This window comes from Inmirania thermothiophila, assembly GCF_003751635.1.
Lineage (GTDB): Bacteria > Pseudomonadota > Gammaproteobacteria > DSM-100275 > DSM-100275 > Inmirania > Inmirania thermothiophila.
In genome coordinates, this window is record NZ_RJVI01000002.1 from 476,653 (window position 1) to 491,163 (window position 14,511).

Annotated in this window: 12 protein-coding genes; all 12 read left to right on the forward strand. The window is 71.3% G+C overall.

Features of this window, described 5'->3' with window-relative positions:
- Positions 1–12 precede the first annotated feature (12 nt).
- The 12 genes from EDC57_RS08000 to EDC57_RS08055 all read left to right on the forward strand — a co-directional run bounded on the left by EDC57_RS08000 (position 13) and on the right by EDC57_RS08055 (position 14,437).
- Positions 13–786 (forward strand): IclR family transcriptional regulator, encoded by a 774-nt coding sequence (locus tag EDC57_RS08000; protein ID WP_123401349.1) that lies wholly within the window; start codon positions 13–15, stop codon positions 784–786.
- Between the two features lie 326 nt (positions 787–1,112).
- Complete coding sequence (locus EDC57_RS08005) at positions 1,113–1,547, forward strand: MaoC family dehydratase (RefSeq protein ID WP_211331931.1); 435 nt, start codon at positions 1,113–1,115, stop codon at positions 1,545–1,547.
- A gap of 3 nt (positions 1,548–1,550) precedes the next feature.
- Positions 1,551–3,188 (forward strand): acetate--CoA ligase, encoded by a 1,638-nt coding sequence (locus EDC57_RS08010; RefSeq protein ID WP_123401350.1) that lies wholly within the window; start codon positions 1,551–1,553, stop codon positions 3,186–3,188.
- A gap of 120 nt (positions 3,189–3,308) precedes the next feature.
- Positions 3,309–3,671, forward strand: coding sequence for a TusE/DsrC/DsvC family sulfur relay protein (locus EDC57_RS08015; RefSeq protein ID WP_123401351.1), 363 nt, complete (start codon positions 3,309–3,311; stop codon positions 3,669–3,671).
- 89 nt (positions 3,672–3,760) lie between these two features.
- A complete protein-coding gene (locus tag EDC57_RS08020) occupies positions 3,761–4,243 on the forward strand; it encodes a CoA-binding protein (RefSeq protein WP_123401352.1) in 483 nt (160 codons plus the stop codon).
- 16 nt (positions 4,244–4,259) lie between these two features.
- Positions 4,260–5,546 (forward strand): O-acetylhomoserine aminocarboxypropyltransferase/cysteine synthase family protein, encoded by a 1,287-nt coding sequence (locus EDC57_RS08025; RefSeq protein WP_123401353.1) that lies wholly within the window; start codon positions 4,260–4,262, stop codon positions 5,544–5,546.
- A gap of 9 nt (positions 5,547–5,555) precedes the next feature.
- Positions 5,556–6,455 (forward strand): DMT family transporter, encoded by a 900-nt coding sequence (locus EDC57_RS08030; RefSeq protein WP_123401354.1) that lies wholly within the window; start codon positions 5,556–5,558, stop codon positions 6,453–6,455.
- Entirely contained in the window at positions 6,452–8,095 is a 1,644-nt protein-coding gene (locus EDC57_RS08035) for an acyl-CoA synthetase (protein ID WP_123401355.1), read from the forward strand. The genes EDC57_RS08030 and EDC57_RS08035 overlap by 4 nt, the downstream gene beginning before the upstream one ends.
- A gap of 167 nt (positions 8,096–8,262) precedes the next feature.
- A complete protein-coding gene (locus tag EDC57_RS08040; RefSeq protein ID WP_123401356.1) occupies positions 8,263–11,760 on the forward strand; it encodes a molybdopterin-containing oxidoreductase family protein in 3,498 nt (1,165 codons plus the stop codon).
- A gap of 13 nt (positions 11,761–11,773) precedes the next feature.
- A complete protein-coding gene (locus tag EDC57_RS08045; RefSeq protein WP_123401357.1) occupies positions 11,774–12,913 on the forward strand; it encodes a 4Fe-4S dicluster domain-containing protein in 1,140 nt (379 codons plus the stop codon).
- Positions 12,914–12,936: 23 nt separating this feature from the next.
- Positions 12,937–13,746 (forward strand): ethylbenzene dehydrogenase-related protein, encoded by an 810-nt coding sequence (locus EDC57_RS08050; protein ID WP_170165075.1) that lies wholly within the window; start codon positions 12,937–12,939, stop codon positions 13,744–13,746.
- 10 nt (positions 13,747–13,756) lie between these two features.
- Entirely contained in the window at positions 13,757–14,437 is a 681-nt protein-coding gene (locus tag EDC57_RS08055; RefSeq protein ID WP_148051441.1) for a TorD/DmsD family molecular chaperone, read from the forward strand.
- The last annotated feature ends 74 nt before the right edge of the window (positions 14,438–14,511 follow it).

A 14,511-nucleotide genomic window follows, 5' to 3' on the forward strand; every position in this document is an offset into this window, starting at 1 on the left:
GAGTTCCGTATTATGAAACTTGGCTGTTCCATCCAGGTCCTCGAGCGCACCAACGCCCTCCTGGATGCCCTCGCCCGCCACGCCGAGCCCACCGCCCTCAAGGTGCTCGCGGCCGAGACCGGCCTCCCCCCCTCCACCGCCTCGCGCATCCTCGCCTGTCTTGCCGCCTTCGGCCTCGTCCAGCGCGACGGCCGCGGCCACTACGCCCTCGGCGTGAAGCTGCTGCAGTTGGCGAGCCGCGTCCACGCCCGCCTCGACCTGCGCCGCGAGGCCCGCCCGGTGATGGAGGCGCTGCGCGACGAGCTGGGCGAGACCGTCAACCTCACGGTGCGCGAGGGCGACGAGGTGATCTACATCGAGCGGGTCACCTCGCGGCGCGCGGTGCGGGTCGAGCAGGTGATCGGCACGCGGGCGCCGCTGCACGTCACCGCCGTGGGCAAGGTCTTCCTCGCGGAGGAGGACGAGGCGGCGGTGGCGGGCTATGTGGAGCGGACGGGTCTTCGCCCCTTCACCCCGCGCACCATCACCGACCCGGTGCAGCTCGCCCTGGAGCTGGCCGAGGTGCGCCGCCGCGGCTACGCCACCGATCGCGAGGAGGCCGAGGCCGGCGTCGGCTGCATCGCCGTGCCCGTGCGCGACAGCCTCGGGGTCGTGGTCGCCGCCCTCTCGGTCTCGGCGCCGGTGGAGCGGCTGCGCCCGGAATGGAGCGGCCGCGTGATCGCCGCCGGGCGGGAGCTCTCCGCCCGGCTCGGCAGGCACCCGGAGGCGGATGCCGCGGCCCCGTGAAATGCCCGGCGTCATCCACAGAAGCTGTGGAAAACTCTGTGGACGAATCCGGGCCGTGGCCGCCAAGCGCCCATCGCGCCGTAGCACCGGTCAGGCTGGTCACAAGATGACCGATCCAATAGGAACGTGAAAACAAGGACTTGCAATCGACTTCGGATGTACGGCGCAAAGAGCGCGGCGCAGCCGTGCCGGACGGCGTGGCGCCATGCTGCTGTGCAAAACGCGGACCGCGCGGCGCACCCGCCCCCCCGCCCCGGGGGCCGTATCATGATCCGACACCGGGACCGCCGGACCGACCCACGCAGGACGAAAGGAGGAACAGCCGCATGATCATCGGACGCACGGTGGAGGAGCTGGAGGTGGGCCAGAAGGCCGCCTTCGAGAAGACCATCTCCGAGAGCGACGTCTACCTCTTCGCCGGCATCACCGGCGACCTCAACCCCGCCCACGTCAACGAGGTGCAGGCCTCGCAGACCGTGTTCAAGGGCCGCATCGCCCACGGCATCCTCACCGCCGGGCTGATCTCGGCGGTGCTGGCGATGCAGCTGCCGGGGCCCGGCTCCATCTACGTCAGCCAGGACCTGCGCTTCAAGGCCCCGGTGCGCATCGGCGACACCGTGCGCGCCGAGGTGGAGGTGCTTGAGGTGGACGTGGCCCGCAACCGCTGCCGCCTCGCCACCCGCTGCTACAACCAGGACGGCACCCTCGTCCTCGACGGCGAGGCGGTGGTGATGCCGCCCAAGCGGCCGCGGGGGGGCTGAGGCGTGGACGGTCCGCTCTTCGACGGCCGCGAGCGGGACTTCGAGCGGCTGCGCCGGACCTTCCGCTGGCGGGTGCCCGCCCGCTTCAACATCGCCGACGCCTGCTGCGACCGCCACCGCGACCGCGCCCGCGAGGTGGCGATCCTGCACGAGGACGCCCGCGGCGCGCACCGCGCCTACACCTTCGGCGCCCTGCGCGAGCTCTCCAACCGCCTCGCCAACGCCCTCGCGGCCCTCGGCGTCGGCCCCGGCGACCGCGTCGCCATCCTGCTGCCGCAGCGCCCCGAGACCGCCATCGCCCATCTCGCCGTCTACAAGCTGGGCGCCGTCGCCCTGCCCCTGTCCATCCTCTTCGGGCCGGAGGCCCTGGCCTACCGGCTCGCCGACAGCGGCGCCCGCATCGCCATCGCCGACGAGGCGCGGGCGGCGCGCATCGAGGGGCTGCGCGAGGCGCTGCCGCAGCTCGAGCACGTCCTCGTCTGCGGGCCCGGCGAGACCGGCAGCCTCTGGGAGCGGCTGCGCCGCGGCGCCGACCGCCGCCCCGACCACGAGACCGCGGCCGACGACCCCGCCTATCTCATCTACACCTCCGGCACCACGGGCCCGCCCAAGGGGGCCCTCTGCGCCCATCGGGCCCTCATCGGCAACCTGCCGGGCTTCGAGCTCTCGCACAACTTCTACGGCGTCCACGGGGGCCTGTTCTGGACGCCCGCGGACTGGGCCTGGACCGGCGGCCTCATGGACGCCCTGCTTCCGGCCCTCTGCTACGGCCAGCCGGTGCTGGGCTACGAGGGCGAGGGCCGCTTCGACCCCGACCGGGCCTTCCATCTCATGGCCCGCCACGGGGTGCGCAGCGCCTTCATCCCCCCCACGGCCATGAAGATGCTGATGCAGGTGCCGAGCCCGCCGCGGCTCGCCCTGCGCACCATCATGTCCGCGGGCGAGCAGGTGGGCGCGGAGATCCTGCGCTGGTCGGCGGAGCGGCTCGGCGTGCCCGTCAACGAGATGTGGGGCCAGACCGAGTTCAACTACCTGGTGGGGAACTGCTCGGAGATCCTCCCCGTCCGCCCCGGCTCCATGGGCCGGCCCTATCCCGGCCACGAGGTGGACGTGGTGGACGAGGAGGGGCGGCCCTGCCCGCCGGGGGTCGAGGGCGAGATCGCGGCCCGGCGCGAGGGCGACCCGGTGATGTTCCTCGGCTACTGGAACAACGAGGAGGCGACCCGGGCCAAGTTCCTCGGCCCCTGGTTCCTCACCGGCGACGTGGGGCGGCGCGACGAGGACGGCTACCTCTGGTTCGTGGGGCGCAAGGACGACGTCATCACCAGCGCCGGCTACCGCATCGGACCCGGCGAGATCGAGGACTGCCTGATCCGCCACCCCGCGGTGGCCCAGGCGGCGGTGATCGGCGTCCCCGACCCCCTGCGCGGCGAGATCGTCAAGGCCTTCATCGTCCTCGCCCCCGGGCACGAACCCAGCGAGGCCCTGACCCGCGACATCCAGGCGAGCGTGCGGGAGCGGCTGGCCGCCTACGAGTACCCGCGCGAGATCGAGTACATCGAGGCCCTCCCCATGACCACCACCGGCAAGGTCCGGCGCACCGAGCTGCGCGCGCGCGAGCGGGCCCGGCGGGGCGGCTGAGCCGGGCCCGCGCGGGCGGCAGGCCGGATTGCGCGCAGCTTGCCACTCCGCCATGCCGGGCTAGGCTTGGGACAGAGAACATCCGACCGGCAGGGTCGGGTTCCACAGGGAGGAGGTGCCATGCGCGAGCACGAGTCCATCACCCACCTGCTCAACCCGGCGGAAGCGCCCCCGGCGGGCTTTCCCCACGCCCCCGTCGGCTGGAGCCCGGAGGAGGCCCTGGCGACGGCGGCGCGGGAAGGGCTCACCCTCGGCGAGGACCACTGGGCCGTGATCCAGGCGCTGCAGGCCTACTACGCACGCAACCCGACGGTGCACCTGCGCGAGCTCCACGACGCCCTCGACGAGCACTTCCACCTCGAGGGCGGCCTGCGCTACCTCTACGAGCTCTTCCCCGGCGGACCCGTCAACCAGGGCTGCCGCCTCGCCGGCCTCAAGCCGCCCCCCGGCGCCGAGGACCCGGCCTTCGGCGCCACCGCCTGAGGGCGGTCACCGGGGGGGTACACCGCCCCGGTTCCCGGCCGCCGCCCCACCCTGCTACCCTAGCGCCGCCAACCCGACGGGGGCGCGAGATGAGCGGCGACGGCAACGACATCGAGACCCTGCGGCGGATCCTCGCCGAGCACCGGACGGTGGCGGTGGTGGGGCTGTCGGCGAAGTGGTACCGGCCGAGCTACTTCGCCGCCAAGTACCTGAAGGATCACGGCTACCGCATCATCCCCGTCAACCCCGCCTACAACGAGGTGCTGGGCGAGCGCTGCTATCCCAGCCTGCGCGCGATCCCGGAGCCGGTGGAGGTGGTGGACGTCTTCCGCCGCCCCGAGGAGGTGCCGGCGATCGCCGAGGAGGCGATCGCCATCGGCGCCAAGGTGCTCTGGATGCAGCTCGGCGTCGTCCACGAGGAGGCCGCCCGCCGCGCCCGCGAGGCCGGGCTCGCGGTGGTCATGGACCGCTGCATGAAGATCGAGCACGCGCGCTTGTTCGGCGGGCTCAACTTCGTCGGCATCGACACCGGCGTCATCTCCGCCCGCCGCCCCCGCCACCTCCCCTACTGACCGGAGAAGCCCTGCCATGGCGGATCGCAAGTTCGGCTTCGAGACCCTCTGCCTGCACGCCGGGCAGCTCCCGGACCCGGTCACGGGGGCGCGCGCGGTGCCCATCTACCAGACCACCTCCTACGTCTTCGACAGCACCGACCACGCCGCGAGCCTCTTCAACCTGCAGACCTTCGGCAACATCTACACCCGCATCATGAACCCCACCAACGCCGTCCTGGAGGAGCGGATGGCGGCGCTGGAGGGGGGGCGCGGGGCGCTCGCGGTGGCCTCGGGGATGTCGGCGCAGATGGTGGCGCTGCTGACGCTGCTCCGGGAGGGCGACCACATCGTCGCCGCCCGCACCCTCTACGGCGGGACCCACTCGCAGTTCGGCTACAGCTTCCGCCGCATGGGCATCGAGACCACCTTCGTCGATCCCGACGACCCCGAGAACTTCCGCCGCGCCATCACGCCCCACACCAAGGTCCTCTACGCCGAGACCCTCGGCAACCCGAACAGCAACGTGCTGGACATCGAGGCGGTGGCCGCGATCGCCCACGAGGCGGGGCTCCCCCTCGTGGTCGACAACACCTTCGCCACCCCCTACCTCTGCCGGCCCATCGAGTGGGGCGCCGACATCGTCGTCCACTCCGCCACCAAGTTCATCGGCGGCCACGGCACCTCCATCGGCGGCATCGTCGTCGACTCCGGGCGCTTCCCCTGGGACAACGGCAACTTCCCGGAGATGGTGGAGCCGTCCCCCGGCTACCACGGCGTGCGCTTCTACGAGACCTTCGGCGACTTCGGCTACATCATGAAGTGTCGGGTCGAGACCCTGCGCACCCTGGGCCCCGCCATGAGCCCCTTCAACGCCTGGCTCTTCCTGCAGGGGCTGGAGACCCTGCCCCTGCGCATGGAGCGCCACTGCGCCAACGCCCAGCGGGTGGCCGAGCACCTGGCCGCCCACCCCGCCGTGGCGTGGGTGCGCTACCCGGGCCTGCCCGACGACCCCTACCACGCCCTGGCCCGGAAGTACCTCCCCCGGGGGGCGGGGGCGGTCTTCACCTTCGGCGTCCGCGGCGGCGCCGAGGCCTGCGTGCGGTTCATCGAGTCGGTGCAGTTCCTGAGCCATCTCGCCAACGTGGGCGACGCCAGGACGCTGGTGATCCACCCCGCCTCCACCACCCACCGCCAGCTCACCGAGGAGGAGCAGCGCAAGGCCGGGGTGACGCCGGACATGGTGCGCATCTCGGTGGGGCTCGAGAGCCTCGACGACATCCTCTGGGACATCGACCAGGCCCTGGCCAAGGCCGCCGCCTGAACCTGCCCGGTGCCGTACCTGCTGCTGGCGCTGGCGGCCCTCTTCTGGTCCGGCAACTTCGTCCTCGGCCGCGCCTTCCACGCCGAGCTGCCGCCGGTGGGGCTCGCCTTCTGGCGCTGGGCGGCGGCGCTGGCGATCCTGGCGCCGCTGGCGCTGCCGCGGCTGCGGCGGGCGTGGCCCGCGCTGCGCGCGGCGCGCGGCCGCATCGCCGCCCTCGCCCTCCTCGGCGTCGCGGGCTTCAACACATTCGTCTACCTGGGCCTGCAGAGCACGACCACGGTCAACGCGCTGCTCATCAACGCCACCGTGCCCGTCCTGATCGTCCCCCTCGCCTGGCTGAGCGGCATCGAGCGGCCCGGGCCGCGCCCGCTCGCCGGGGCCCTCGTCTCCCTCGCCGGCGTGGCCTGGATCATGGCGCGCGGCGACCCGGCGGCGCTCGCGCGCCTCGACGTCCACGCCGGCGACGCCTGGATCCTGCTCGCCGCCTTCTGCTGGGCCGCCTACTCGCTGCTGCTGCGGCGCCTGCCGCCGGGGCTCGACCCCCTGGCCTTCCTCCTCGCCATCGTCGCCCTCGGCGTGGCCGTGCTCGCCCCGCTCTACCTCGCCGAGCACCTGGGCGGCCGCGCCTTCCCCCTGACCCGGGCGAGCGCCGCGGTGGTGGGCTACGTCGCCCTGTTCGCCTCGGTGCTCGCCTTCGTGTGCTGGAACCACGGCATCCGCGCCGTCGGCGCCGCCCGCGGCGGGCTCTTCATGCACCTCATGCCGGTCTTCGGCACCGTCCTCGCCGTGCTCTTCCTGCACGAGCGCTTGCACCGCTACCACCTCTTGGGAATGCTAGGCGTGGCCGCCGGCATCGCCCTGGCGACTTCGCGTCCGCGCGGCAGGAGGAAGGAGGAGCAAGCGCCGTGAGCACCCGCAGCCCCTATGACATCGGCCTCGACCGCAACGCCGCCAACCACGCACCGCTCACGCCCCTGAGCTTCATCGAGCGCGCCGCCTCGGTGCACCCCGAGCGCACCGCCATCGTCCACGGGCGCATCCGCCGCACCTGGGCCGAGACCTACGCCCGCTGCCGCAGACTGGCCTCGGCCCTGGCGCGGCGCGGCATCGGCCGCGGCGACACGGTGGCGATCATGGCCCCCAACGTGCCCGCCATGTACGAGGCCCACTTCGGCGTCCCCATGGCCGGCGCCGTGCTCAACGCCCTCAACGTCCGCCTGGACGCCGCCACCATCGCCTTCATCCTCGAGCACGGAGAGGCGAGGGCGCTGATCACCGACACCGAGTTCGCGCCCGTGATCCGCGACGCCCTGGCGCGGCTCGGACGCGACATCCTGGTCATCGACATCGACGACCCCGAGGGCCCCGGCGGCGAGCGCCTGGGCGCCGTGGAGTACGAGGACTTCCTCGCCGAGGGCGACCCGGGGCATGCGTGGCATCCCCCCGCCGACGAGTGGGACGCCATCGCCCTCAACTACACCTCGGGCACCACCGGCAATCCCAAGGGCGTCGTCTACCACCACCGCGGCGCCTATCTGAACGCCATCGGCAACGTCCTCGCCTGGAACATGACCGCGCACCCGGTCTACCTCTGGACCCTGCCCATGTTCCACTGCAACGGCTGGTGCTTCCCGTGGACCCTGGCCCTGCTCGCGGGCACCAGCGTCTGCCTGCGCAAGGTGGAGGCGGGCGCCATCTACCGCGCCATCGCCGAGGAGGGCGTGACCCACTTCTGCGGCGCCCCGGTCGTCCTCGGCATGGTGATCCACGCCTCGGAGGCGGAGCGGCGCCCCTTCGGCCATCGCGTCGAGGTCATGACCGCGGCCTCCGCGCCGCCCGCCGCGGTGCTGGAGGCGATGGAGCGGCTCGGCTTCCGCGTCACCCACGTCTACGGCCTGACCGAGGTCTACGGCCCGGCCGTGGTCTGCGACTGGAAGGCGGAGTGGGATGCGCTGCCCATGGAGGAGCAGGCCCGCATCAAGGCCCGCCAGGGCGTGCGTTACCACGTCCTCGAGGGGCTGATGGTGGCCGACCCCGAGACCCTGCGGCCGGTGCCGCGCGACGGCGCCACCCTGGGCGAGGTCTTCATGCGCGGCCACATCGTCATGAAGGGCTATCTCAAGAACCCCAAGGCCACCGAGGAGGCCTTCCGCGGCGGCTGGTTCCACACCGGCGATCTCGCGGTCTGGCACCCGGACGGCTACATCGAGCTCAAGGACCGGTCCAAGGACATCATCATCTCCGGCGGCGAGAACATCTCCACCATCGAGGTGGAGGGGGTGCTCTACCGCCATCCGGCGGTGCTCGAGGCGGCGGTGGTGGCCAAACCCGACCCCAAGTGGGGGGAGACACCCTGCGCCTTCGTCACCCTGAAGGAGGGCGCCGAGGCCAGCGCGGAGGAGATCATCGCCTTCTGCCGCCAGCACCTTGCCCGCTTCAAGGTGCCGCGCACGGTGGTCTTCGGCCCCCTGCCCAAGACCTCCACCGGCAAGATCCAGAAGTTCGTGCTCCGCGAACGCGCCCGCCGCCTGGCCGAAGGGCAGCCCTGACCCATCGGGGGTAACCCGCCCGGGTTACCCCCTGCGCACCGGTGCGCCCGCCCGTCGGTCGGATTGCACCCCCTCCCCCACCCTCCGTGAAATCGGCGCCATGGTCCCGGCCCGGTGCCTGCGCGCCGGCGGACCCGCACCCGGCAACGCACGCGAAGGAGGAGATCATGGCCGAACTGACGCGCCGTCGCTTCCTCAAGGCCACCGCCGGCGGCCTCGCCGCAGGCCTCGTCAGCCGCCCCGCCCTCGCCCTGCGGGCGCTGCAGCCGGCGGTGGGGATCGACAACCCCCTCAAGCACTATCCCAGCCGCGACTGGGAGAGCCTCTACCGCGACATCTACAAGCCGGACGATTCCTACGTCCTCGTCTGCACCCCGAACTGCACCCACAACTGCTACCTCAACGCCTACGTCAAGAACGGCGTCGTGGTGCGCATGGGGCCGACCCAGAACTACCACAAGGCCACCGACGTCTACGGCACCGTCGCCAGCCAGCGCTGGGATCCGCGCCTCTGCAACAAGGGCATCCTCCTGCCGCGCCGCTTCTACGGCGACCGCCGGGTCAAGGCGCCGATGGTGCGCAAGGGCTTCCTCGAGTGGGTGCGCCGCGGCTTCCCGCGCGACGAGGACGGCCTGCCGCCGGCCGAGCTCTTCCGCCGGGGCGAGGACGGCTACGTGCGCGTCTCCTGGGACGAGGCCTACGAGATCGTGGCCAAGGCCCTCTACGAGACCGCCAAGACCTATTCCGGCGAGCAGGGCGCGGCGCTGCTCAAGCGGCAGGACTACGACGAGGCCATGATCGCGCGCATGGGGAGCGCCGGCACCCGCGCCATGAAGTTCCGCGGCGGCATGCCCGTGCTCGGCTCCATCAAGCTCTTCGGCCAGTACCGCACCGCCAACTCCATGGCGCTGCTCGACGCCCACATCCGCAACGTCGGCCCCGACAAGGCCAAGGGCGGCGTCGGCCTCGACAACTACTCCTGGCACACCGACCTGCCGCCGGGCCACCCCATGGTCACCGGCCAGCAGACGGTGGACTTCGACCTCGCCACGGTGGAGTACGCCGACTGCATCGTCCTCTGGGGGATGAACTGGATCTCCACCAAGATGCCGGAGGCGCACTGGCTGACGGAGAACCGCGCCAAGGGCAAGAAGGTCATCGTCATCAGCACCGAGTACAGCTCCACCTGCTCCAAGGCGGACGAGATCGTCCTCATCCGCCCCGCCACCGACCCCGCCCTCGCCCTCGGCGTGGCGCAGATCATCATCGAGGAAAAGCTCTACGACGAGGAGTTCGTCAAGGGCCACACCGACCTGCCGCTGCTGGTGCGCATGGACACCGGCGATCTGCTGCGGGCCCACGAGGTGATCCCCGGCTACCGGCTCAAGGAGCTCAAGCTCACCCGCGTGGTGGACGACCCCAAGGACCTGCCCAAGCCCTTCCACGTCAACGTGGGCGAGCCGGTGGTCACGCGCAAGATGCGCGAGGAGTGGGGCGACTTCGTGGTCTGGGACCTGCGCAAGGGCCGCCCCGCCGCGGTCTCCCGCGACGACATCGGCGAGCACTTCCTCAAGACCGGCATCGACCCCGCGCTCGAGGGCGAGTTCGAGGTGGAGGTCGGGGGCGAGAAGGTGAAGGTGCGCCCGGTGTTCGACCTCGTACGCCAGCACCTGGACGACACCTGGAACCCCACCAACACGTCCAAGGTCACCGGCGCCCCCAAGTCGGCCCTCTACAGCCTGGCGCGGCAGTTCGCGGCCCACCCGGAGAAGACCCTGTTCATCACCGGCATGGGCCCGAACCAGATGTTCAACGCCGACCTCAAGGACCGCGCCATCTTCCTGGTGGCGGCCCTGACCCGCAACGTCGGCTTCATCGGCGGCAACGTCGGCAGCTACGCGGGCAACTACCGCGCCGCCTACTTCAACGGCATGCCGCAGTACCTCGCCGAGAACCCCTTCGACATCACCCTCGACCCGAAGGCGCCGGCGAAGGTCAAGCCCTATCTCACCTTCCAGTCGGCGCACTTCTATTCCCACGGCGACAAGCCGCTCAAGGTCCACGGCCACTACTTCAACGGCCGGACCCACATGCCGACGCCCACCAAGGCCTTCTGGTTCTCGGGGTCGAACTCGATCCTCGGCAACGCCAAGGGCCACTATGAGGTGGTGATGAACCTGCTGCGCCACCCGGCGCATCGCCACCCCGGCGCCCACAAGCGCATGATCGACGTGCTGGTGGTCAACGAGTGGTGGTGGACCGCCTCCTGCGAGTACGCCGACGTCGTCCTCGCCGTCGACTCCTGGGGCGAGTACCACCAGCACGACATGACCCAGTCCTGCACCAACCCCTTCATGCAGGTGATGCCCATCACCAAGATCAAGCGCATCCACGACACCCGCGCCGACGCCGAGACCTACAAGGGGGTCGCGGCCAAGCTCGCCGAGCTCACCGGCGACAGGCGCTTCATCGACTACTGGGCCTTCATCAACGACAAGGACCGGGCCAAGCCCTACATCCAGCGGGTGCTCTCGCACTCCAACATGATGAAGGGCTACGACGTCGACAAGCTCCTCGAGCTCGCCGAGAAGGGCATCCCGGCGATGATGATGGGGCGCAGCTACCCGAAGAACATCGGCTACGAGCAGAGCAAGGAGTCGAAGCCCTGGTACAACCGCACGGGGCGGCTCGAGTTCTACCGCGACGAGCCGGAGTTCAAGGACTACGGCGAGAACCTCCCGGTCTACCGCGAGGCCGTCGACTCCACCTGGTACGAGCCCAACGTCATCGTCGCGGCGCCCCATCCGCTGATCCGGCCGAAGCAGCCCACCGACTACGGCTTCTCGCGCTACGACCTCTCGCGCGAGACGCGCCAGGTGCGCAACGTCGTCTACACGCCGGAGGAGCTGCTCAAGACCGAGCACCCGCTCAAGCGCGAGCAGTTCCGCTTCGTCTGGATCACCCCCAAGTTCCGCCACAGCGTCCACACCATGTTCGCCGACCTCGACCTCACGGCGGCGCTCTGGGGCCCCTTCGGCGACGTCTACCGCAGGGACAAGCGCAAGCCGTGGGTGGGCGAGGCCTACGTGGACATCAACCCGGAGGACGCCAAGCGGCTCGGGATCGAGGACGGCGACTACGTCTGGATCGACGCCGACCCCGAGGACCAGCCCTTCACCGGCTGGAGCCAGCGGCCCGAGGACTACAAGGTCGCCCGCTGCCTGCTGCGCGCCCGCTACTACCCGGGCACGCCGCCGGGGGTGCTGCGCACCTGGTTCCACTTCACCCAGGCGAGCTACGGGACGGTGCGCGGCCAGACCAGCCGCGACGACGGCCTCGCCAAGAACAGCGAGACCCGCTACCAGGCCATGTACCGCAGCGGCGGCCACCAGAGCGGGACGCGGTCCTGGCTGCGCCCGACCCTGCTCACCGACAGCCTCGTGCGCAAGAACCTCATGGGTCAGGTGATCGGCAAGGGCTTCGCCCCCGACGTGCACTGCGCCAACGGGGCGCCGCGCGAGTCCTTCGTCAAGATCACGAAGGCCGAGGACGGCGGCATCAACGGGCAGAAGCTCTGGCGCGTGGCCCGGCTCGGGCTGCGTCCGGGCTACGAGACGCCCACGATCCTCCGCTACCTCAAGGGCCAGTTCATCCACACCGTCTGACGGGGAGAGAGCCATGCCGAAGGTCTACAACTGGCAGCTCGGGCGCGAGATGGACTACCCCTACGAGCCCGCGCCGCCCAAGCGGCAGTTCGCCGCCGTCTTCGACACCAACAAGTGCATCGCCTGCCAGACGTGCACCATCGCCTGCAAGATGACCTGGACGTCGGGCCGCGGGCAGGAGTACATGTTCTGGAACAACGTCGAGAGCAAGCCCTACGGCGGCTTCCCGCTCGCCTGGGACGTGCGCCTGCTCGAGCACCTCGGCGGCGGCACCTGGGAGGGCGGCGTCTACCGGGGCAAGACCATCTTCGAGAAGGCCAAGGAGGAGCGGAAGACCGTCGCCGGCTTCCTTCCGGAGCTCGAGGACTGGGCCTACCCCAACACCGGCGAGGACGACATCTGGGGCGATCGCGTCGACGGCGGCATGCACATCGACGCCCTGCCCCACCCCATGTGGTTCTTCTACGTCCCGCGCATCTGCAACCACTGCACCTATCCCGGCTGCCTCGCCAACTGCCCCCGCCAGGCCATCTACAAGCGGCCCGAGGACGGCATCGTCCTCATCGACCAGTCCCGCTGCGAGGGCTACCGCCAGTGCGTGCGCGGCTGCCCGTACAAGAAGGCGATGTTCAACGCCACCACGGGGCGGTCCGAGAAGTGCATCGGCTGCTACCCGAAGGTGGAGCAGGGCATCCAGACCCAGTGCATCGAGCAGTGCATCGGCAAGATCCGCCTCCAGGGCTGGATCAGCCCGCCCGACCAGGCCCGCGAGGACAACCCCATCGACTACATCGTCCACATCAAGAAGCTGGCCCTGCCGCTCTTCCCGCAGTTCGGCACCCAGCCCAACGTCTACTACATCCCGCCGATCCACGTGCCGACGCCGTTCCTCGTCCAGATGTTCGGCCCGCGCGTGACCGAGGCGGTGCGCGTCTACCGTGAGGAGGTGCGGCGCGATCCGGTGCTGCAGGGGCTGCTGGTCATGTTCGGGAGCTCGCCCCAGATCATGACCCGGTTCAAGGTCCGCGAGGGCGTGGCCTACGGCTACAACGCCGACGGCGAGGTGGTGGCCAAGGCGCCCATCACCGAGCCCCTCGCCCTGCGCGAGCCCTACGACCGCAAGCTCGACGTCTACCGCCTCGACATCACCTGATGGCGCGCAAGGAGGATCACCCCATGTGCCGCAAGCTGCTCCTGACCGGCATCGCCGCCCTCGCGGTCGCCGCCCCCGCGGCGGCCCAGGGCCCCGACGGCGCGGTGGTGGTGGGGCGCACCGCCCGCGACCTCACCACCGACCCCGACGCCGCCGTCTGGCGCAACGCCCCCGAGACGGTGGTGGCCCTCGTCCCCCAGACCATCGCCATCCCCAACGGCGGCGGCTCGGTCAGCCGCATCCGCATCCAGGGCCTGCACAACGGACGCCGCATCGCCTTCCGCCTGAGCTGGGACGACGCCACCGCGGACACCGAGAACGCCGTCGAGACCTTCCGCGACGCCGTCGCCCTGCTCTTTCCCCTCGATGCGCGCGATCCCACCAAGACCTCGCCCCTCATGGGCAACAAGGGGGCGCCGGTGAACATCTGGCAGTGGCGGGCCGACTGGCAGGCCGACCGCGACGGCGCCGACCGCCTCGCCGCCCGCCAGCCGCACACGGCGGGGTTCTGGATCTCGCCGGTGGACGAGATCCTCAAGGCGCGCTACCCGGGCAAGCCCCGGCCGGACGCCGTGGCCCTCGAGTTCGTCGCCGAGGGCTGGGGCACCCTCACCCGCCAGGCCCAGCAGGACGTCGATGCTGGCGGGCGCTGGCGCGACGGGCGGTGGAGCGTGGTCTTCGTGCGCGACCTCGAGCGCACCGATGGCTCCGACGCGGCCTTCGCCCCCGGCGCGCGCACGGTCCTCAACGTCGCCGTCTGGAACGGCCACGAGGAGGACGTCAACGGACGCAAGTCCGTCTCCCTGCAGTGGATCCCGGTGGAGGTGCGCTGAGGTGGCCGCGATGGAGCCGATGGAGACCGCCGCCGGCGCGGCGCTGGTGCGGGCGCGCATCTACGAGCTGCTCGCCTGCGGTTTCGTCCCCCCCGACGGCGGGCACGCGGCCCACCTGCGCGGCCCCTACCTGGCGCAGTGGGCGGAGGTGGCGGCCGCCCTCGACGACGCGGTGGGCCTCACCGAGCCGCTGCGCGAGCTGGGCGAGCGGCTGCGCGCCACCGCCCCCGAGGCCCTGCGCGACCTCTACGACCACCTCTTCGAGCCCCAGGGCCGCATGGCCGCGCCGCCCTACGAGGGCGAGTACACGCGGCCGACGCCGCAGCACGACCTCCTGCTCTCGGCGCAGCTCGCCGACATCGCGGGCTTCTACCGCGCCTTCGGGCTCGAGCCCTCCGAAGCCCATCCCGACCGGCCCGACCACGTCGCCACCGAGCTCGAGTTCATGCACGTGCTGGCGCGCAAGGAGGCGGAGGCGGCGGCCTGCGGCGAGGACGAGCACTGGGCGGTGACGCGGGAGGCCGAGGTCAAGTTCCTGCGCGACCACCTCGGGCGCTGGACGGAGGCCTTCCGGGAACGCGTGGAGGACCGCGGGGCGGACTCGGCCTATGCGGCGCTTGCGCGCCTGACGGCGCGCTGGGTGGCCTTCGATGCCGCGCTCCTGCAGGCGATCCCTGCGGGAAGCGGCTGAACCCGCCGTCCGGCCGGCGGTTGCGCTATGATCCCCGGGGCGGGGCGCAGTTCCTCGCCCCGGGGAGGGGTGGT